This is a genomic window from Parapedobacter tibetensis (assembly GCF_024704835.1).
Classification (GTDB): domain Bacteria; phylum Bacteroidota; class Bacteroidia; order Sphingobacteriales; family Sphingobacteriaceae; genus Parapedobacter; species Parapedobacter tibetensis.
Map to the genome: position 1 here is coordinate 1 of NZ_JAMXBE010000001.1, position 21,210 is coordinate 21,210.

Sequence of the window (21,210 nt, forward strand, 5' to 3'; positions counted from 1 at the left end):
GATAAAACTCGGCGGTGCGGCCGAAGTCAAACTCACCCACAGCCTTAGCGTCAGTTCACTTAACCCGGGGGTCACCACACTGGCTGCATCCATCACCGGAAGAAAGTGGGGCCATTTTTTGATAGATATCTACGGTAATGACGCTAAGGATGCCTTTGCTGTAAGGACCGACTCTGATAGTGATGGTGTCTTGGACAATATCCCTTTTTTGGTAAACAACTTAGGCAACGTAGGCATCGGCACCATCACGCCGGTTGATAAACTCTCCGTGAACGGCCGCATCCGCGCAAAAGAGGTCAAAGTGGAGACAGCCAACTGGCCTGATTATGTATTCCATAGGGATTATGGGCTACAGCCGTTGCCTGAATTGGAAACCTATATTAAATCGCATGGCCACCTGCCCGGCATGCCTACGGCAATGGAAGCGGAAGCCGAAGGCATCGATCTGGGCGAGATGAACCGCAAGCTCCTGGAAAAGGTTGAGGAACTGACGGTCCATATCATCAGGCTGGAACAGCGTATGCAAACATTAGAAAGTGAATCAAAGAAGGAGAAATAACATGGAGAAGAAAAGGCAAATCAAAAAGGCATGGATGCCGCTTGTTGCAGTATCCGGGAGTAACCAGCTGTTGATTAGATGCTAAGGATGAGCTTATTAATTGGATTTCAGAAATACAAAGTCGGAAATATGTACAGAACTATCTTGATGTCCGTTATTTGCCTTGCGAATGTTGTTTGTTGCGTTTTGCCAAGTATCGCGCAGGTTTCACTGCCGCCGACACCCAATGCGGCGGCTTTGATAAAGTACAGTGAATTCGAACAAAATCTTGTGACCGGTACAAACGTGGTCAATATACCGTTGTATACCGCGGTATGGGGACGGCTTGATCTTCCCATTTACTTGGAGTACGCATCAAATGGTGTACGGGTTGCGGAAGAACCTTCCTGGGTAGGGTTAAGCTGGGATTTAAATTTGGGAGGGGTAATAAGCCGGGAAGTCCGGGACGAACCGGATAGGGTAATGCCCGCCGCTCCCCTTTCGTTGATGGATAAGCTGCCTGATGATATTATTAAAGGCATATCGTTTCCGGGAGAAGATATCATGTTGCAGGATTATTTTTTGAGGGGACCCGGTGAGGGTTATGATTCTGAAGCTGATATATTCTCATTCAATTGCGCTTCTGGAAAAGGGAAATTCATTGTCTCTGTCACGGGGGAGGTTATCCAGGAAACGCAAAGCGATCTAGAAATTGAGCTTATCAACCCGACGAACCTTGACGACGGTTTTACAGTAACAGATGATAAGGGTGTAAAGTATTTTTTTGCCCAGAAAGAGCGGACATCAAGTATTGCGTCAGGAGACCATCGCTCGAAAACCGCAATTACCTCATGGTATCCAACGAAGATGATACATCCGCAAGGAGAAAGCATAACGTTTACATATAAGGAGGTTTTATACACCACCCTTTATCCAGGCCAGGAATCGTATACCAGAGCGAGTATTACACAGGGGTTTAGCAATCCATATGTGCTAGAGGACGCCTTTTCTTCGTTTGTTAACGGTTTGAATGGGTACAAAACCGCATTGAATCACGGGGTTGAGTTTAGGGGTGTGGTGCCAGACCAAATAGTGGGAGAAAAATTTACTATCACATTTACCTCAACGGAACTTACGCAACAGAAATATAATTGTATCAATGGATTAGTAGTTAGACGAATAGATGGCGCATTGATAGAAGATATACATTTTGATTATCAGGTAACCAATTCCGGCAGAGTTTTCCTTAGTAATGTCAAGTTCAATGATGAAACAAAAACTTATCAACTAGCGTATAATTCTCCCGACTCGTTTCCCGGAAGATTCGCTAAAAGCAAGGACCACTGGGGATATTTCAATGGGGCATCCTCTAGCACTTCAATACCGTCCGATCCTGACTTTCCAGAGGTAAATAGTGGAAATAGGGAGCCTAGCTTGTCGCATGCTCAGGTTGGAATGCTGAGACGTATTACGTATCCTGTCGGGGGGTATAGTGAATTTGAGTATGATATGCACTCATATAAGGACAACGAGTTTAGGGAAAATATTAATTACGAAAGTGTTTTAGGTGAAACAGGCCCATCGTCATATGGAGTAGTGGTAAAGTCATCGGTTTTTACCAGTTACGGGACATCCATGGTAATTCGTTCCAACATATCACTTGGAGATGAGTGTTCCAGTTCCACGGATCCCGACATTGTCAACCGGATAGGAGGGACACTCAGGGTAAAGGATGTGCGTACGGGACAGTATCTTAACATAAGTAATGAAGCGAGGGTTTTTTATAAAGGGGATAGTGAACGACGGATTTCGAATCTTGAAATCGGAGGGGATTATCAGGTTGAGATTGAACTTTACAGGTGTACCAAAGGATACTTTACAATCAGTTATTCCGCAGGAATCGTTCAAACAGAAATTGTAAAAAAGGCTGGTGGGCTACGGATATCAAAGATAAAACACTTTACTGGTAGTCCCGATCCTGAACTCGTCAAGGAAATCAAGTATTCGAAATTGAATGGCACAGAACAAGTTGGGAACCCATTTAGGAAAGTTCCAAATTATAAGAGCACAAAAACACTCGGATATTTTGACCAAAGTGCAGATGGAAGAAACCATGACTATGGAAAGTACAAAGTTGAAGCTATTTATTCGGAGCCGGATAACATGGTTGACAGCAAAGGGAACTATATCACGTACCGGGTAGTTACCGAAATTTCCGCAGGAAGGTCCGGTAATGAGGGAAACGGTGCAGTGGAGAGGTATTTCAGGGTCGATCAAGATGGACAAGGGGAGATTATCGTGGGAGATGAAAATAGGAATCTGCACAATAGTGTGCTTAGTAATATTGGTTGGGGTACTGGATTAGAAGATTCTGTTTTCTATTATAAACAGGTCAACAATGGCTATTCCCTTGCCAAGTCCATCAAGAATCAATATACCTATGATGGTACCAGGTCTTTCTACCAGCTCTTCTTTAAAATCGATAAGCTTTTCGGATATGGAGGCTTATGTAGTGGTGACATTGGACTATTGACCACCCAATGCCATGGACTTCAATCAGCGGGATATTATCGTGAATGGGTCGTTAGCGCTGAAAGAAAAGGAAAGAAATACGAATACAACTACTGCTCGTCTAACCATCAGCACCGATGGTCCAGATCGAGCGGTAATCTAACGGTGTGCGTAGCCCCAGGCCATAATAATATCGTCGCAACCATTCCCAATCCTGTTGGTGACCAACCTTTAAACAGCGTAGTTAGATTTGTGAAAAATGACCATATTGTCGTATCTAAATATGGATTCTATTCGCATCGTTATTTTTTATCCAAAGTTGATGAGATCGACCATCACCAGGGAACGCCTTCGATAGTAAAAAGCGTAAGTAATGAATATAATGGCCGGGATCATCTGCGGTTGACACGAAGTATCACGATTAATAGCGACGGTAGCAAAGAAATTGCCTATACCAGCTATCCCCTCGACTATCCGAATACCAGCGGCTTTATCCATGACATGAAACAAAACCACTTGGTAGCCTACCCCATCGAGCAGGTACGATATAAGGAAGTGGGCAGTTTGCGGACGGTATTGTCCGGCAGCATTACCACGTATAAAGCAGGCGAGAAGGGGCTTGTTGACCAGGTCCTTGCGCTGGAGACAACGAACCCTATCGCGGTATCCTCGTTCAAATTCAGCAACCGATCTCTTGGGCAACTGCCGCCATCGGTAGGGAGTGCCACTAACTATTCGCCAGACAGCCGTTACAAAGTAAGGCTTAGCTATAATGCGTATGACACCAAGGGCAATCCCTTGCAATATACCCTTGCAGACGGGGTACCGGTGAGTTATGTATGGGGCTATGGCGGGCGGTACCCGGTAGCCGAGATCCGCAACGCGACCCGGGCACAGGTCACCGGTACCGGCTTCAGCCAGGCAATACTGGATAACACAAACAGTACGGAAGCGCAAATCACCGCGCAGCTGAACACGATCCGCAACCATGCGAACATGGGCAAGGCCCAGGTAACGACATACACATACAAGCCGCTATACGGCACGTCGAGTTCCACGGACGCCTCGGGGCGTACGATTTGGTATGAATACGACGGCTTCGGCAGATTGTGGCGCACCAGGGACCATTCCGGCAACGTGGTCGAGGAGTACAAATATAATTACAGGACACCCTAAACGTATACGGACATGGAAACGGGGAGAGACGGTGTCGCGATGGGGCATCGGGAAAATTTTGCGGAAATCCATCAGGAAGTCTTACCTTTATTAACTGAATGATATGCAACGGAATCACTATGTAGCATTATTACTGCTTATCCTATCGGGTTCGGTTTTCGCACAGGACATCACGCTGACCAGCTATGGTGGCCAAAGTGAAATCTCGGCCACCGGCAGCATCACACTGAAACCGGGCTTCCATGTGGCCCCGGGGCAGAACGTCTGGATCCATATCACCGGTGTCCCCGCCCCACAGCCTTTGGGTACCGTACCCAGTGGTAACCAGAACTATATCCTGGCCACGACCTACCGGAAACCGTACGGTACGCCACCGGGCAACCCCGCCACGGATGATGCCATGCAGGCCATCACCTATTTTGATGGGCTCGGCCGCCCTTCCCAGGCCATACAGGTGAAGGGATCCCCCGGATTCAAGGACGTGGTTACCCCCATTGAATACGATGCCTTCGGAAGGGAGGCCAAGAAATACCTGCCCTATACCGCCAGCGGTACGCCGGGAGCGTTCAAAACCAATGCGCCGACGGCCCAGGGGAGTTTCTACAATACCCCGCCTACCGCTGTACAGGGAAGTGCGCAACCCTATTCGCTGACCGTTTTCGAGCCCTCCCCACTGAACCGTGTGGTCGAGCAAGGGGCACCCGGTGCCGACTGGCAACCCCAGAGCGGAAGCATCCTCGGTTCCGGGCATACCATCAGGACGGAATACGCCACGAACAACACCGCTTTGTTCACCGACGTGGCAAATACCCGGAGGGTTGCACGCTACGGTGTGAACCTCGCCGCGGACGGCACACCCGCGCTGACACTGGGCGGAGCCTATGCGGCGAACGAACTTTATGTTACGGTCACAAAAGACGAGGACTGGAAGCAGTCCGACGGGCGCGTGGGAACCACCGAGGAGTACGTGGACAAGCAGGGGCGTTTGGTGCTGAGGCGCAGCTTCAACAACGGGGTGGAGATGCTTTCCACCTATTTCGTGTACAACGACTTCGGCGACTTGGCCTATGTGCTACCGCCGGGGAGGGACAGTGAGTTCAACCCCGACACGGGAACGCTCCCCAGTTCCGCGCAACTGGACAACTTCTGCTACCGGTACCGTTACGATGGGCGTAGGCGGATGGTGGAGAAGAAACTGCCGGGCAAGGGCGTGGAATACATGGTGTACAACAAGCTGGACCGGGTGGTCCTGACGCAGGATGCCATCCAGCGGGCCAAAAGCCCGAAGGAATGGACTTTTACCAAATACGACGCGCACGGACGTGTCGTGATGGCCGGGCGTTACACCACTACCGCAACCACCCGTTCGGCGGTACAGACAAGCGTGGACAGCCATACCCCCGCATGGGAAACGCTGAACACGGCCAATGCCAGCGGCTACGCAAACACCTCCTTCCCCAATGGCAACGGTGCCGAGGTGTACACGTATGTTTACTACGACAGCTATGGCCTGCCGTCGGATTGCCCCGCGGCATGGAAGACGCCGGGAAGCGGCTACTCCGCGATGGTACACGGGCTGCCGATAGCCACCAAAACCAAGGTGCTCGGCACAGGCACATACCTGTGGTCGGTGGACTATTACGATGACCGCGGCCGGATCACCAAAACCAACAGCCAGCACCACCACGGGGGCACGGACGTGGTGGTCACCGCCTATAACTTCACGGGACAGCCAACCGCCACCACGCGTACCCATACCAAGGGTCCGGCAACCACCACGGTGCGGGGGCGCCATGAATACGACCATGTCGGCAAGTTGCTGAATACCTACCATCGGATCAACACCCAACCGGAGGTGTTATTGGCGTCCAATACATATAATGAAACCGGAGCGCCCATCACCAAGCAGCTGCATTCGGAGGACAACGGTGGCAGCTACCTCCAGAAGCTGGACTACCGTTACAACATCAGGGGCTGGCTCACGCAGATCAACGGGCGTACCCTCAACACCACGGAGAATGACCTGTTCGGCCTGGAGTTGAAATACGCGGACAGCGAGCGGCTGCTACAGCTATACCCCGGGCAGTACAACGGAAACATCGTGGAGATGGTCTGGAATACAAGCAGGGCGGACAAACCCCGTGCGTACGCCTTCAATTACGACCGGTTGAACCGGCTGCTTGCCGCGGCATACCGGGCGTACAACGCCAACTGGACAAGCGATGCGGAAAACACGCGCTACAGTGTCGCGAATATCGCCTACGACAAAATGGGCAACATCCGGCAGCTAAGGCGCTATGGAACGACTGGGAGCAGCAGCTTCGGGATCATGGACGATCTGGAGTACTTTTATACAGGCAACCAGTTGAGCCGGGTGAACGAGAAATCCACCGGCAACAGGAACCACGGTTTCAAGGAACCGACCCCGACGGGTGCCACGGAATACACCTTTGATGCCAACGGCAATATGGAGACCGACGTGAACAAGGGAGTCACGGCGGTGGCTTACAATTACCTGAACTTGCCGCAGCAGGTTACAATCGGGGGTAACACCATCGGCTACCAGTATGCGGCGGATGGCACGAAGCTGAAAAAGACGGTGGGCAGCGCGGTCACCCACTATATAGGCGGTATCCATTACAGCGGTGACAACATCAGTTTCATCCAGACGGGGGAAGGCCGCATCCTGCGCTCGGCAAGCAGCGGGCAGTACACCTATGAGTACCACCTGAAGGACCACCTCGGAAACGTAAGGGTGGGATTCGACAAAAATCCCTCGACGGGTAAGGCACGCCTCATACAGGACGATAGTTATTACCCCTTCGGGTTGGTGTTCAACTCCTATGCTTCGGGAGCGGAAAACAAATACCTATACAACGGCAAGGAATTGCAGGTTGAAGGGGGATTGGATTGGTATGACTACGGTGCCCGCATGTACGATCCGGTGATAGGACGGTGGGGGACTGTTGATCCGTTGGCCGATTCCATGCGCAGGTATTCACCCTATGTATACGGTTTCGATAACCCCATCCGGTTTATTGACCCGGATGGCAGGCGGCCGAAAGACCCTCCGGGCTGGTTCAAAAGCGCGTACAACGCCTGGACAAGGCTGGTTACGGGGACTTCGGGCTCATCTGCAAACGAAGCCATGCCCAATGCCGGCCCGCAGACAAGGAGCGTCAATAGAACGCTGGGGGTGGCCAGTGACGTTAAGGCTATAGGGGATGCCGCAGGCCCGTTTGCCTTGGAGGCAACCGCGGTAGCGGGGGAAGGCTTGGAAGTTGTCGGTACCGCCACAAAAACCGCAGGATATATAGCGGCACCATTCACCGAAGGCGGGTCGTTGGTATTGGTCCCGATTGGCGAGGCGGTGGAGACTACGGGTACTGTGTTGACTTTAGCCCCCATGTTGAGTAAAGGGAAATATGGAGAGGCTGCTTATACTGTTGGGAGTGGTGTCTTTTTCACTGGGTTGGGTAAAACCATTGACAAGGCTGCATCAGCGGGCAAAATCACAAAAACTGACAACGCGATATTGAACTTTGTCAATGAGATGTGGAATAAAACCGCTGACATGATATACGATTATGAGGAAAGAAACAAAAACAAATAGTGAATGAAAGGTTGGCTAATACTTTTTGGAGGGTTTGCTGTATTGGGGTTTGGTGTCTGGTTGTTAACCCATATGATTAAAGAAACAAGGGAAGGGTATAGGAGTAGGTTTGGCAATGATATAGGGTTATATATATGGGCAATTGCATGCATAATCATTGGCATAATCTTAATCTGGCAAGAGGCCTTTTAGGTTGATGCGGTATATTATACAAGCCCGGCCGTCCAACGGAGGGCACTGAAAAAGCTCTACATTTACGAGTTGGCTTAACAAACGATCAAGTAGAACCTGGTTTTACTTGATCGTTTTTTTTATTGCGCAATTTCGATATTTCGGGACATCGACTGGTTTTGGGATCAGTATGTGCCCTCGCATTCCAATCTTTTGGTAAACAGGTTGTAAACAAATGGGTTTTAGCCCGGATTTCGGGTTATTTAATCAATTTCAGGATCCTTTTCAGGTTCACCGTGAAGATTGCCAGCGCCCCCTGCATTTCCATGTTCTTTATGCCATATGAGTTGGCACGCGCATATCCATGGACGTTCTTAAGCTCACTGTTCTTTGCCTCTATCTTGTATCGTTCCCTGGTTTTCTGTTTGTAGTAATCGGTTTCCTGAAAGTCCATCTGTTCTTTGTGGAGGTCGGATTTTATGGTTACCGAATAGGTCTTGCTCTTCGCTCCGGGCTTGTAGCAGTTTTCCCTCAGGGGGCAGACCTTGCATTTTTCCACGTCAAAGTAATAGGTGTCCGCTTGGTTTTTCCCCCTATCCTTCTTTCCCTGGCGGGCCTTCCTGATGGCCAGGTGCCCTGCCGGACAAACGAACATCCCGGCATCCTTGTTGTAATCGAACATCTCCGCATCCTTTCTGGAGCCTTGGGCAATGCAAGGGGTAAGCCTGGCAACGATCCTGATATCCTGCTCACGGGCCAATTTCAGGTTTTTCTTGCCTGAATAAGCTGCATCGCCGATGACCGTATCCACCTTAACCCCATTCCGCTGGCTGATCCCCAAAAGCTTTGGAAGTTCCGTGCCATCGTCCTTTTCCCCCGAGGTAACCACCGCTGCCGTGATGATCCGTTCCCCTGTCATGGCAAGATGGGTCTTGTAACCAAAGAAGTGGCTGTCCGCTGTCTTATGACCGATTTTCGCATCCATATCCTTGGAAAGCGTATAGTGCTCCTGGGTATCCCCAACCGTTTCTTTCAAGAGGTTCAACTTCTCTTTGACCGCGGGGGTTTCGCTCAGGGCCCTGTCCGACTCGATGCGTTCCTGTAACTCCCTGCAATAGGCAATCTCTTTCCCAAGGTTACTCGACTCATTCTTTTCGGGCATCCGGCCCTTCATGTCCCCGTCTATCGCATAAACCGCTTTGCGGAGCAGTTTTGACCGCTCCCTGAGGACATCGAGTGCAGAATGCGGGTTCGACCTGGACAGCGAATGGGTAGCATCCACGATGACCGATTTGGATTTGATGATGTCCTTTTCAATCGCAATGCAGACTGTTTTGTTAACCAGCAGGTTCAGCAGATCCGTATCTTTCAGTCTAAGTTTGCGGAACTTGGTCAGTGAGCTGGGATTGATCACATCATCTTCCGGTGCCATCTCCAGAAAATATTTGAAGGACATATCGTAGCGGGAGCGCTCAACGACATCCACGTCCGAAACACAATAGATGGTCTTCAGCAACAGGTATTTGAACATACGGATAGGGCTCTCGGCTGTACGCCCGTTGTTGTGGCAGTACTTCTCGAGCAACTCATCGTATATAAAACTGAAGTCTATCAGGTCGTTGATCTTCCGAAGGAGGTTGTCTTTTGGAACGATCAGATCATACAGCCCCGAGTATGAACTAAACTGTGGAATTGCAATTCCAAATTTTCCATTTGATGGGCCGGGAGATCGGTTCGGAGCTGGATATGGCCGACCAGTCGGAACGGTCATTGCCACCCATCCAGCGGGAGGACGTGTTATATGCGGAGGTCGACGGAAGCATGGTCCTGACCCGTGATGGCTGGAAAGAGGTGAAACTGGGGCGGTTGTTCAAATCCGCGGATTGCCTGGTGGGGGATGGCCAGCAGCGGGGACAGATAACCCAATCGCAGTACATTGCCCATCTGGGCGGCAAGGCCCCTTTCTGCCGCGGGATGGATGAATTGCTGGACTCCTTCGGGGGGAATGCCCTGGGGAGCCGGTTGGTGGCCATCAACGATGGGGCCGAATGGATCGCCAACTGGATAAGGGACATCTTCCCGGAAGCCCATCACGTTCCATATAAAAGTCGTATCTTTGTGCAATTTTAAACTTTAGGGAGAGACTATTATGTCAATTGTAAGGGAATCCGACCTGATTGGTATCGGCAAAAAATATCAAATCGAAACCGAAGCTGGGGATAATATGGTTGTGGTAATCCACGATGACGGCAGACGCGAACTCTACCGTTTTGACCAGGAGGAGAGCGAATCCAAATGTGTGATGACCCTATCAGATGAGGAATCCCGACAAGTGGCCGGAATCATCGGAGGGCTATCGTATAAACCTAAAGCCCTCGAAACCATTGAAGTGGCGTTAGACGACCTCATCATTGAATGGTATAAAGTTGAAGATGGAGCCCTTAGCATCGGTAAATCCATTGGTCAGCTTGAAGTAAGGCATCGTACCGGCGCATCGATTATTGCTGCTATCAAGGAAGGGGAAAGCACCATTAATCCGGGCCCGGATTATATTATTACGCCAGATACTACTCTTGTTGTGGCCGGCAAACGGAACCATATCAAGTTACTCAAAGAAATTTTATAGCGAAATGGGCCGGTGGTCGGCCATTCGTTTAATGTTAAAACGACTTTATGCTCTCCCATACGCTCATCTTGGAAGTCGGAATTGCCGTGACGTTGGTAGCCCTTGTTGGGTTAATTTCTAATAGGCTAAGGTTTTCAGTCATTCCGTTTTTTATCCTGATTGGCATGGTATTGGGCCAACACGCCCCAACAATCGGCGCCGTGGACCTTACTTTTACGGAAAGTAAGCCATTTATCGACTTCATGGGGCGGCTTGGGGTGCTATTCCTACTCTTCTACCTCGGCCTGGAATTTTCCGTAGGACGGCTGATCAAGTCGGGCAAATCCATCATCAGTGGCGGCACGATATACGTAATTCTGAATTTCTGCTCCGGCTTACTCATCGGGTTCTTAATGGGTTTACCGTTCAAGGAAATGATGGTGCTTTGTGGCATCATGACCAGCTCGTCAACTGCTATCGTGGCCAAAGTCCTCACAGACCTGAAGCGTACAGCCAATCCCGAAACCGAGGTTATCATGGGAATGATTATGTTTGACGACCTCTTCATTGCCATGCACATCTCATTCTTGTCGGGCCTGATATTAACGGGAAGCAGTTCGTTTTGGGCGGTGGCGGGCACCTCGCTGCTGGCCTTAGGCTTTATTCTGACATTTCTTATTCTGGGGAGGAGGCTCGTGCCGGCGATTGATAAGCTACTGCAGGATAAGACTTCTGAATTATTTATCCTCATTATCTTTTCGTTGCTGTTTGTTGTTGCTGGTTTTTCTGAAACTATCCACGTAGCGGAGGCTATCGGTGCCCTGATGGCTGGGTTGGTATTGGCCGACTCCCAATACATCAAGCGTATCGAACAGATGGTATCGCCTTATAAGGATTTCTTCGGCGCCATGTTTTTCTTCAGTTTTGGGCTATCCATCGATCCATTAACGTTAGGTGGTGCGGTGATGTGGGCCTCCATAGCCGCTGGTGTGACGGTACTCTGCAACGTGGCATCCGGTTATTTTGCAGCCCGGTTTTCTGGGCTTAGAAAGCGTAACTCGGTGGACATCGGTTTTACTTTGGCCGCGAGGGGCGAATTTTCCATCATCATGGCCAATATCGGAAAGGCTGGCAAGTTGCTTCCCGTCATTCAGTCTTTTGTAGTGGTATATGTATTGATATTATCTATTATAGCTCCACTCCTAACGAAAGAATCACGCAACATTTGGAATAAGGTTTTTGGAAAAGACAAAATAGGAAATAAACCTTTGAAAACATTGAGTGAGTTGGAGAGCCAACAACAAAGACCATAACATTTATCGCCGTTGGTTGTGATTATCATCGCATTTGTTGCATCCATTGAAAATATTGGCGACCTTTGTATAATTGTGTACCATGTAAAAACAGAAAAATGGACCGTCTGAATCTCGCTATTTTATGGCTATCAATTATCCTGATATCGTCTTGCAACAATGCTTCTACATCGGGTGAAGATGAAACGGAAGACTTGAACCTGCTTTCGATTACCAACAACCCCGAAAACCCTTCCAGAATTTTCCTTAGGCTGACGGATAAAATGGAGGGGGATACCTCTATTTCCTATGCAGCGAAAGGATTATATCAAGATGATACCGTCGGTTTCTTCATTGAGATTGACAAAAATATCCCTGCCGGAATCAATCAGGATGGATCTGCGGATAATGAAGTTGGGTTTAAAAAGGGGTGGATAAAATTCAGAAAATCTGGAATAGAGAGTGACCGGTTTGTATCGGCATTAGCCGAACTATGGCAGGTTGATAGTATTGTCAATATGAAAACACAAACAATCCAACCGCTGGTATTCTCATCAAATAAAACAGCCATTGATCATAGCAAACCTTCTACCAGTAGTTTCAAATTGTTTTTCGATGACGACTCACTAAACCCTGGGGAAATATTTTTCACCTTTGACACGTACAAAAAAGGTATCGAATTCCAAGAAAAGGATGCGAAATACAGGTCTGCGATAGTACGTTCTTTTTCAGAATAAAAGAAAGGATAGCATAGCCTCTTGCTATTCCTACATAAAGCCAAGTTCCAAACGAGCTACATCAGTCATCATACTCTTGTCCCATGGCGGGTCAAAGGTCAGCTCTACCAAGGCTTGTTCCACTCCTTCCACCGCTCCTACTTTGCGTTGCACTTCGTCAATGATGTCGCCGGCTACAGGACATCCTGGGGCTGTGAGTGTCATCACCACCTTGGCTGTGCCGCCTTCCTTGGTAACAAGTTCATAAACTAACCCCAATTCAAGAATATTGACCGGTATCTCTGGGTCGAACACGGTTTCCAGTGCTTCCCTGATGGCAGGCGCTAGATGCAATGGGTCATTGATAATCATGATTCTCCTCCAAAACGTAATTTAATTACAAAGGTAACGTATTTTTAGGAACTCAAGTTTGCAGTAATAAGTATCTTTGGCTAACATTCTTTTATCATGAGCATCATCAACAAATCCATTGGTTGGCTATTGGCCTTGTTTTTCTTACACACCGGTTTCACACATGCGCAACAGGCTGATACACTAAACGATATCAAGCGGGCCCTCCCAACCATCGATAGCATCTACCGATCCTTTGCGGCCAAGTACCACTCTCCTGGGCTTGCTTATGCGGTTGTGTATCGTGGCGACGTGGTGCATATGGGCACATTCGGGCATACGGATATCCAACAACAATTTCCTGTGACACCGCACTCCGTATTTCGTATTGCTTCCATGACCAAGAGCTTTGTAGCCGCGGCCATCCTGCAATTGCGTGATGCGGGGCAGCTCAGACTGGATGATCCGGTAACTCAGTATATCCCTGAGCTAGGCAACCAATGGCTACTTACTACAGATGCGCCTGAAATCTCCATTAGGCATTTACTCACACATTCGGCCGGATTTCCCGAAGACAATCCTTGGGGTGATAGGCAATTGGAAATCAGTGATGAGAAGTTCAAGGCGCTCATCCAACAGGGATTCACGTTTTCGAATGCTCCCGGTATGGGCTATGAATATAGCAATACCGGCTATGCTTTGTTAGGCGAGGTAATTAAGCGCATAACCGGACAGCGCTATGATGCATACATCAATACCAACCTGCTACAACCGTTGGGCATGGCTAATACGCATTGGGAACATACCGAAGTGCCCGATAGTCTTCTTGCCAAAGGATATCGCTGGGTAAATGACCAATGGGTGGCACAACCGATGCTTCATGATGGCGCCTATGGGGCTATGGGAGGATTGATGAGTTCATTGGAAGACTTCGCCAAATACACGATGCTTTTCCTTGATGCCTGGCCTGTCCGGGATGGTGCAGACAACGGTCCGCTCAAGCGATCCTCCTTGCGGGAAATGCAGCAACCTTGGACATTTAACAGCCTAAGCATGGGTGCCGTTGCCAATAACGACTCCTGTCCCATAGTTTCTGCATACGGATATGGCCTACGGTGGACCCGTGACTGCACCAAAGTTACCACGGTAGGGCATAGTGGTGGCTTACCTGGGTTTGGCAGCAATTGGATAATTTTGCCTGACTACGGTTTAGGTGTCATTTGCTTCAGCAACGTCACCTATGCCCCTACTACAGCCATCAACGCAAACGTGATCAAGGAAATCATTCTTCGGTCTGATATCGGGCCACGCACGAAGGAGGTGAGCGCCATTCTCAAGCAACGGCAGAATGAGTTAATGAATTTTCTGCCCAATTGGGCAGACGCGGAAGATAGCGATGTTTTTGCCGTCAATTTCTTCCTTGATCATTACATCGACGTACTCCGTGAAGAAAGCAAGATGGTTTTTGCCAAAGCAGGGAAAGTACTGAAGGTAAATGAAATCATTGCGGAGAATAACCTACGTGGAACGTTCATCATCGAGTGTGAACACCAAGACATTGCTGTCTATTTTACCTTAAGTCCCGAAAGCATACCACGTATCCAGCAGTTTTCGATTAAGCCGGTGACGGAACGCCGATGATGCCCTTCTCCTTCATCACCAAATATAATTCTTAAATTCTTTTTGCGGTTCTGATGAAAGGTCAATCAGGTATCCATTGATGATAGCATAGGCGGGCACATCACCGCTGGCCAGGAAAAAATTGGCCTCCCTGCCCAGATTTGGACTGGCTGGGGTAGGCGTTCGCTGATTGAATACCACTAAAGGTAAACCGTGATTGCGATCATCTGGAAGATTGGCCACTTGGATCGCATAATAACCTTGGCGCAATAGGTCCATTGCCTGCTCCAGGGAAACCTGATTGGTACTGCTGAACGTCTTCGGATAAATCTTGCCTTGCATGAAGTGGTATCCTTCAGCGTCCAATTCATCGTAGCCATAGTTTTCTTTTAAATCACCAATATCAGCTATCCGTGAGCGTACATAGTAATCGCTTCCCACCGTGTGCTCGTCGCGCATGATGGCCAAGTCTGTTTTATAAGACAACGAATCCCGAGCAGCACCTACGTTACGCAACAATACATCTGAAAGCTTAGACTCATTGAATGGCAATGCTTCATAATCTGCAATATTATACTGCTCATAGCTGCCTTGGGCAATCTCAATCAACGCATTGAGAATAATGATGAAGTTGAGCTTACGAATGACCTGTTTTTCGGGATCGCCCCTATACCCCCCCGATTCAATAAGTACGGTGCTCGCTCCCCAGCTTTGGAAGTTATCGCCAAAACCTCGGGGGGTAAAGGTATCATCGTATTTGGCCACCCCATTGGGTACATAGCCCTGCAAGATGCGGTTCATGCCCGCGGCGATTTTCATTGCACCGGCCCGCACATCATTGATATCCCGCTCCTCGTTGTATGCTGGAGCCAGCAGGGCAATGGTCACTGGGTTGGACGTTCCCGGCACATTGTAATATATACTTTGGTCGTGCAGGTTGAATCCATAATTGGGCTGTACGGTCTTGGCTGCACGGATAAGGATATCTCCTTCAACGGTTGCCCCCGCGCGGGCATCGCGGTTCACATCGATATCCATGGCATTGCGTCGAGTATAATCATCCGCACCATCCGGGTTCAGCATAGGAATGAAATACAGACTGGTCTGCTCCCTCAGCAAGTTACGCACACTATCCATGCCATCATCCTGCGCCTCTAGGAAATTGAATAGGTCCATCAATGCCATGGTAGCCGTGGGTTCATTGCCATGCATCTGCGACCATAGCATTACTTTCTTTGGCCCCACCCCATACTTCAGTTGGTAAATTGGCTTTTTTAGTACCGAAATCCCTAATTGGGTCACATCGAAAGCATTCCCCTCCTTACGTTTGAGGATAAGCGGCTCGATGTCGGCATGCTTGAAACGCCGGTGGACAATGGAGGGCTCACGATAGGTTTCAAAGGCTTTCTCCAGCATGGCGGTATCAGGTGTATACGTGACTCGGCCTTGTCCATTGCCTTGACAGGCTGCCGAAACCAGTATCATGGTGAATATGTATATGAACTGCTTCATCTTTTTGAAAAAATGTTTTCCAATACCGTAATGCTTCCCTTGTCTGCATCCATCTGCACCCGCGCACCTATCGGCAAGATGAATTGCTCATCCATATGTCCAATTAGCGCACCTTGGTATGCCGGTATATCCAATGGTCGAATATAATCGTCCAATATCTGTTCCAATGTCAACGAATTGTCCGGATTTTTCGCTTCGCAATCCGAACATTTGCCGAAAATGAATCCGTTGATTTTTTTCAACGCTCCGGATAACGCCAGTTGGCTGAACATCCGGTCGATACGATAGGGTTCTTCCCCGATGTCTTCCAGGAATAAGACACTGTCTTCAAAATCAGGAAAATACGCTGACCCCGCTATACCCGTTAAAACCGTAAGATTACCACCAAAAAGCCTGCCTTCCGCTTTCCCTGGTGTAAGGATTCGAATAGATTCTTGGTCTGCTGCATACGTGGGTGATTTCCCTTCAAAGAACAGTTGCTCAAACTGGTTGATGACCATCGGCGTCCAAGGGCTGTTTGCCACCGCACCGTGGAACGTGATTAACCCGGTTTGCGTTTGGATGGCCTGATGGAACGCCGTAATGTCGCTGTAACCTAAAAAAATCTTTGGATTCCGCGCAATCAATCCATAGTCTAATCGATCAAGTAGCCTTGCCGCCCCCGAGCCACCCCGTAGGCATACAATCGCTTTTACTTCCGGATCGCTGAACATGCCCTGCAAATCAGCTATCCGCTCCTCATCGGTTCCTGCCAAATATCCATTTTTTTTACCCACATGCTTTCCCCATTTGATGCGTAGACCGAGTGCTTTGAAATTATCTTCAGCAATGGAATACCCTTTATCATCTACCAATGCTGAAGAAGGGGTAATGATGCCCACGGTATCGCCCCTGCGGATTAACGGGGGTCGGATGGCCGGCATGTCGCGGGTTGCGGCACTTGAGAATGTGTTTGATAACGGCAGGGAAGCCATTCCCACGCCCAGTGTTTTGATGAATGTTCGTTTATTCATAGTTGCTTTTGCGAATAACGCTATCGATTAAACAACAGCCGCTTTCCGCTGCCCTTTTCATGTAATTCACCCTGCACATATACCAAATTACCTGACACCAAGGTGTGGCTGATGGTCGACATGAACGTATGTCCATCGAACGGCGACCAACCACATTTGGATAAGATGTTATGTTTCCCAACCGTATAGGGTTTATTCAAATCCACCAGTACCAAATCAGCCCAGTAACCTTCTCGAATAAAACCGCGTCTATCGATTTGGAAGCAAGTAGCCGTATTGTGTGCCGTCTTCTGCACCAGCTGTTCCAATGTCAATTTTCCAGCATGTACCAGATCTAATAAGGCCAGTAAGGCATGTTGCACTAATGGTCCGCCAGATGGAGCCGACACATAGGGTTGGGATTTCTCATTGAGGGCATGAGGAGCGTGATCGGTTGCGATGACATCTATATGTCCATCCAGCACGGCTTGCAGGATCCCATCACGGTCGGCAGCGGTTTTCACTGCGGGGTTCCACTTGATGAAATTGCCCTTTTCAGCATAGTCTGCATCGCTAAACCACAAGTGGTGCACGCAGGCTTCGGCCGTAATCCGCTTGGCTGCTAAGGGTATATCCTTATCGAAAAGATTAGTCTCCTTGGCTGTGGAAATGTGTAATACATGCAGGCGCGAACCATGCTTTCTAGCCAATTCTACTGCCCGGGAAGAGGAAATATAACAAGCCTCTGCCGAGCGGATAAGGGGATGCATATCAGCGGTAAGGTTATCACCATGCATCGCTTTATATTTGGCTAAGTTTTGCCCAATGGTTGCTTCATCCTCGCAGTGTGTGGCGATGAGCATAGGCGCATTGGCAAATAGGCTCTCCAACGTATTTTCGTCATCCACAAGCATGTTGCCAGTAGACGAACCCATGAACACCTTGATACCACATACCTCACGGGGATCGGTGCGCAACACTTCGTCGAGGTTGTCATTGGCGGCTCCCATGTAGAAGGAATAATTCGCCAGCGACCTTTCGGCGGCGATGTCGTATTTATCTTGCAGCAGCCGCTGCGTGAGCGTATTCGGCACTGTATTGGGCATTTCCATGAAGGATGTGGTTCCGCCGGCCACCGCCGCACGGCTTTCATGCCAGATATCCGCCTTATGGGTAAGGCCCGGTTCACGGAAATGCACCTGGTCATCGATCAGACCGGGGAGTATGTGAAGCCCTTCGGCGTTAATTTCCCGGTCTGCAACCCGATCAAGCTGCGGCGCGATGCGCTCAATCAGCCCATTGGCAATCAGCACATCGGCCGTAAACACTTTCCCTTCGTTAACGAGCGTAGCCGCTTTAATCAGTATTGTAGACATAAACCGGTATTTATCGATGGTACGTTAGGACAAACTTACATAAAACATACCAAATTAGAGCGGAGGCCCGTATCAAGCCATTTATAATGGCAGTCTGCCCATGAATTGCACATTCACCCTGCCGAGATCGAGCCCTACCATAAACGAAGGCATCGCGCGGTCAAATACCCAATCATTATGCCTGCGGTACACATATCCCCTGCGGTACGGATCGTAGTATGTCCGGTGTTTGGGGAAATACACGTAGTCCGAACGGCGGTGGAAGCGACGATCATAGTACCAATCGTCATGGTCGCGATACCGCTTATGGTGATGTTTAGCGTACTTGCGGTAGGCCTTTTCACGCTTCTCGTAATATTTACGATCCGCTTTATCGCGTTCTTTTGCATATCTATAGGTGTGCTTCCGTTGCTTTTCGTAATGTTTAGCATATTCTTTCTTCGCTTTTCTATGATGCCCTCGTCCCCTACCCTGCGCATACGCTTCGGTAATGGTAACGGTGCTGAAAATCAAGACGGCTACATATATCATTAACTTGTTCATGGCTCTTCCTTTTTTGTTAAACATCGTGTTTCTTAACTCGTTTGTCTGTAAGACAGCAGAAGTTGGGCTAAGGTTTAATGAAAGGCCAGGGGTTTCTTTTAAGGGAGGAAAGACCGAAAAGGTTTGTTTTTGCGCCACAATCCAGGGTACCCAAAAAAAGTGTTTGGCACAAAAACAAACCTTTTTCATCGAAAAAAGACATCATTTATTCAATAAAAAAGATGTTTACGATATCGTTAAGGCTGTTTTTTGGCTAAATTAATTAGAATGTCAAAATGAAGCGTACCCTAGGTGTTTTAACAAAACACCTAGGGTTTACAGTCTAGAACCTAGGTGTTCTAACAAAACACCTAGGGTTTACAGTCTGGAGCCTAGGTATTCTAACGAAACATCTGGGGTGTACAGTCTGGAGCCTAGGTGTTCTAACAAAACATCTGGGGTGTACGGTCTGGAGCCTAGGTGTTCTAACGAAACACCTAGGGTTTACGGTCTGGAGCCTAGGTGTTCTAACAAAACAGCTAGTGTTTACGGTCTGGAGCCTAGGTGTTCTAACAAAACACCTGGGGTTTACAGTCTGGAGCCTAGGTGTTCTAAAGAAACACCTATTTCCTGTTTCCAATAACCTTCCGCTCTTCACAATGCAGTCAGTCCTTCAACAGCCACATCAATTCGTTTACATTGTCGTTGCCGTTAAACTGCCTGTCAATTGCTTCCCTTACGTTTTCCGTATTATAGTTTATCTCATCGCTTGGATACATCCAACGTACAGGCAAGCGGTCTGCCGGCACGTTTTCATTAGATGCCGGATTGATGGGAAACTCCGGGTACCCCGTACGCCGGTTTTCAAAGAAAGCACTCAAGGGCGATTGCAAAAACGTACCCAAATATTTTTGGGTGACAATCTGATTTATCTGATTTTCCGCACTGCCTGTTAGCTTCACGGCATCTGTTGCAGGATAAGCCTGTATATACGCATCGTCCATCTGTCTATTGTGGTGGAAAGCGGCTTCATCTGGCGTGTTATCTGCCACGAAATGCATCGATGCCCGGATACCATCAGCGTAATAGGCCTGCGCATCTCCCGAAACCCACCCGCGTACCACCGCTTCCGCTATCGTCAGTTGTATCTGTGCGTGGTTCAGCAAGCAGACCGGTTCGCCCTCGGCGATCTCGGTATACCGCGCGTTCACTCCCGAATAGTCCTTCGAGTTGAGGATATCACCTATCGAAGCGTAAACAATTGCCGGATCTATGCCTTTGTACGCAGCGAAGTCCGATGCGGATGCTCCATTTTCGATTTGTGCCTCGGATGGCGAAGCAAAATAGAAGACGCGGTAGTCATTCAGCGCTTTCAAGCGGTCTATCAGTACATCGGATACCATTGGGTAGATGACAAACTGGTTGCCCAGTTTGTGGAACGGATAGCGTTGGTGTTCCTGATCTGAATAGACCAATTGGAAATTATCGGCATTACTTTCAAAGATGGGTCGGTTGTTCACGATGTCGTTGAAACGCTCCGCGACGCGGAGTTCCGCATCTCCCGTTTTCCTGTACAGGTTGATGAGTACTTTCAGCGCAAAGGAATTGACCATTTTTTGCCATTTTACAGGGTCGCCCCCATAGATGACATCGCCTTCGAAGCTGCCCCCTAGGGCAAAGAAATTATTGGCCTCGTCCAATTCATCCAAGATACCGACAAACACTTGTTTCTGCGTATCGTACATGGGTTTTATATTGTCTTCGCTTTCACCCTTCAGGGCATCGCTGTAAGGAATATCGCCTACCTCCATCGTGGCGTTGAAGAACGTATACGCCCGCATGAAATGGCTTAGCCCTTTGTAGGAATTGGCCGCAGCCCCATCCAGTTCTTCCGTAAACTCCACCATCTTCTCTGCATCGATGAGGCGGGTAAGTTTCCCGAAGCCCGCCCGGTCTATCCGGTTGTATTGCTCGCCCTGTGCAAACTCGCTCCACAGGATGTACTTATCGCGCATGAAATGGCCCATGAATCCCTTTTCCGAGCTGATATCATCGCGTGTGATATTCAGGATAAGCTTCGTGGCCAGCATTTGCGATGTGGCAATGGTGGAACCGTCCGGATTTGTGTTCAACTCGTCGAAATGCGAGCAGGAAACCAATGCGCCCGATAGTATTACACAGGTTACTATAGTTTTTATATTTAGCGTTTTCATAT

Annotated in this window: 14 protein-coding genes and 1 pseudogene; 8 read left to right on the forward strand and 7 right to left on the reverse strand. The window is 48.8% G+C overall.

Annotation, left to right across the window (positions count from 1 at the left end; translation table 11 throughout):
* The 3 genes and pseudogenes from NF543_RS00005 to NF543_RS00015 all read left to right on the forward strand — a co-directional run.
* Positions 1-559: pseudogene (locus NF543_RS00005) on the forward strand (hypothetical protein); the annotation flags it as partial.
* A gap of 186 nt (positions 560-745) precedes the next feature.
* Positions 746-4,225: an RHS repeat domain-containing protein gene (locus NF543_RS00010; protein ID WP_257666028.1), complete on the forward strand. Its 3,480-nt coding sequence runs from the start codon at positions 746-748 to the stop codon at positions 4,223-4,225.
* 103 nt (positions 4,226-4,328) lie between these two features.
* Positions 4,329-7,838: a DUF6443 domain-containing protein gene (locus NF543_RS00015; RefSeq protein WP_257666029.1), complete on the forward strand. Its 3,510-nt coding sequence runs from the start codon at positions 4,329-4,331 to the stop codon at positions 7,836-7,838.
* 430 nt (positions 7,839-8,268) lie between these two features.
* On the opposite strand, the gene NF543_RS00020 is transcribed toward NF543_RS00015, so the two are convergent.
* On the reverse strand, positions 8,269-9,708 hold the full coding sequence (locus tag NF543_RS00020) for an IS1182 family transposase (RefSeq protein WP_257666544.1): 1,440 nt from the start codon (positions 9,706-9,708) through the stop codon (positions 8,269-8,271).
* Here NF543_RS00020 and NF543_RS00025 point away from each other — a divergent pair.
* The 4 genes from NF543_RS00025 (at position 9,696) to NF543_RS00040 (ending at position 12,643) form a co-directional block, all read left to right on the forward strand.
* Positions 9,696-10,139: a hypothetical protein gene (locus tag NF543_RS00025; protein WP_257666553.1), complete on the forward strand. Its 444-nt coding sequence runs from the start codon at positions 9,696-9,698 to the stop codon at positions 10,137-10,139. The genes NF543_RS00020 and NF543_RS00025 overlap by 13 nt on opposite strands.
* 19 nt (positions 10,140-10,158) lie before the next feature.
* Positions 10,159-10,635: a cation:proton antiporter regulatory subunit gene (locus NF543_RS00030; protein WP_257666030.1), complete on the forward strand. Its 477-nt coding sequence runs from the start codon at positions 10,159-10,161 to the stop codon at positions 10,633-10,635.
* A gap of 47 nt (positions 10,636-10,682) precedes the next feature.
* Complete coding sequence (locus NF543_RS00035; RefSeq protein WP_257666031.1) at positions 10,683-11,927, forward strand: cation:proton antiporter; 1,245 nt, start codon at positions 10,683-10,685, stop codon at positions 11,925-11,927.
* Between the two features lie 98 nt (positions 11,928-12,025).
* Positions 12,026-12,643, forward strand: a complete 618-nt coding sequence (locus tag NF543_RS00040; protein ID WP_257666032.1) for a hypothetical protein — start codon at positions 12,026-12,028, stop codon at positions 12,641-12,643.
* A 30-nt stretch (positions 12,644-12,673) separates the two neighbouring features.
* Here the strand turns inward: NF543_RS00040 and NF543_RS00045 are convergent, their stop codons facing one another.
* A complete protein-coding gene (locus tag NF543_RS00045) occupies positions 12,674-12,994 on the reverse strand; it encodes an iron-sulfur cluster assembly protein (protein WP_257666033.1) in 321 nt (106 codons plus the stop codon).
* Between the two features lie 96 nt (positions 12,995-13,090).
* Here NF543_RS00045 and NF543_RS00050 point away from each other — a divergent pair, with 96 nt between their 5' ends.
* Complete coding sequence (locus NF543_RS00050; protein WP_257666034.1) at positions 13,091-14,614, forward strand: serine hydrolase domain-containing protein; 1,524 nt, start codon at positions 13,091-13,093, stop codon at positions 14,612-14,614.
* A 15-nt stretch (positions 14,615-14,629) separates the two neighbouring features.
* Here the strand turns inward: NF543_RS00050 and NF543_RS00055 are convergent, their stop codons facing one another.
* From NF543_RS00055 to NF543_RS00075, 5 genes are all read right to left on the reverse strand, one after another.
* Positions 14,630-16,105 carry a M14 family zinc carboxypeptidase gene (locus tag NF543_RS00055; protein ID WP_257666035.1) on the reverse strand — a complete coding sequence of 492 codons (1,476 nt, stop codon included), beginning with the start codon at positions 16,103-16,105 and terminating at the stop codon, positions 14,630-14,632.
* Complete coding sequence (locus NF543_RS00060; RefSeq protein ID WP_257666036.1) at positions 16,102-17,118, reverse strand: S66 peptidase family protein; 1,017 nt, start codon at positions 17,116-17,118, stop codon at positions 16,102-16,104. The genes NF543_RS00055 and NF543_RS00060 overlap by 4 nt, the downstream gene beginning before the upstream one ends.
* A gap of 20 nt (positions 17,119-17,138) precedes the next feature.
* Positions 17,139-18,473, reverse strand: a complete 1,335-nt coding sequence (locus NF543_RS00065) for a dihydroorotase (RefSeq protein ID WP_257666037.1) — start codon at positions 18,471-18,473, stop codon at positions 17,139-17,141.
* 81 nt (positions 18,474-18,554) lie between these two features.
* On the reverse strand, positions 18,555-19,016 hold the full coding sequence (locus NF543_RS00070; RefSeq protein ID WP_257666038.1) for a hypothetical protein: 462 nt from the start codon (positions 19,014-19,016) through the stop codon (positions 18,555-18,557).
* A gap of 644 nt (positions 19,017-19,660) precedes the next feature.
* Positions 19,661-21,208, reverse strand: coding sequence for a SusD/RagB family nutrient-binding outer membrane lipoprotein (locus tag NF543_RS00075; RefSeq protein ID WP_257666039.1), 1,548 nt, complete (start codon positions 21,206-21,208; stop codon positions 19,661-19,663).
* Between the last annotated feature and the right edge of the window lie 2 nt (positions 21,209-21,210).

Bases quoted from the DNA above. Each gene is read 5' to 3' on its own strand.
- NF543_RS00055 (WP_257666035.1), bottom strand. From the start codon at position 16,105: ATGAAGCAGTTCATATACATATTCACCATGATACTGGTTTCGGCAGCC.
- NF543_RS00050 (WP_257666034.1), top strand. From the start codon at position 13,091: ATGAGCATCATCAACAAATCCATTGGTTGGCTATTGGCCTTGTTTTTC.
- NF543_RS00035 (WP_257666031.1), top strand. From the start codon at position 10,683: ATGCTCTCCCATACGCTCATCTTGGAAGTCGGAATTGCCGTGACGTTG.
- NF543_RS00065 (WP_257666037.1), bottom strand. From the start codon at position 18,473: ATGTCTACAATACTGATTAAAGCGGCTACGCTCGTTAACGAAGGGAAA.
- NF543_RS00030 (WP_257666030.1), top strand. From the start codon at position 10,159: ATGTCAATTGTAAGGGAATCCGACCTGATTGGTATCGGCAAAAAATAT.
- NF543_RS00045 (WP_257666033.1), bottom strand. From the start codon at position 12,994: ATGATTATCAATGACCCATTGCATCTAGCGCCTGCCATCAGGGAAGCA.
- NF543_RS00015 (WP_257666029.1), top strand. From the start codon at position 4,329: ATGCAACGGAATCACTATGTAGCATTATTACTGCTTATCCTATCGGGT.
- NF543_RS00060 (WP_257666036.1), bottom strand. From the start codon at position 17,118: ATGAATAAACGAACATTCATCAAAACACTGGGCGTGGGAATGGCTTCC.
- NF543_RS00040 (WP_257666032.1), top strand. From the start codon at position 12,026: ATGGACCGTCTGAATCTCGCTATTTTATGGCTATCAATTATCCTGATA.
- NF543_RS00075 (WP_257666039.1), bottom strand. From the start codon at position 21,208: ATGAAAACGCTAAATATAAAAACTATAGTAACCTGTGTAATACTATCG.
- NF543_RS00070 (WP_257666038.1), bottom strand. From the start codon at position 19,016: ATGAACAAGTTAATGATATATGTAGCCGTCTTGATTTTCAGCACCGTT.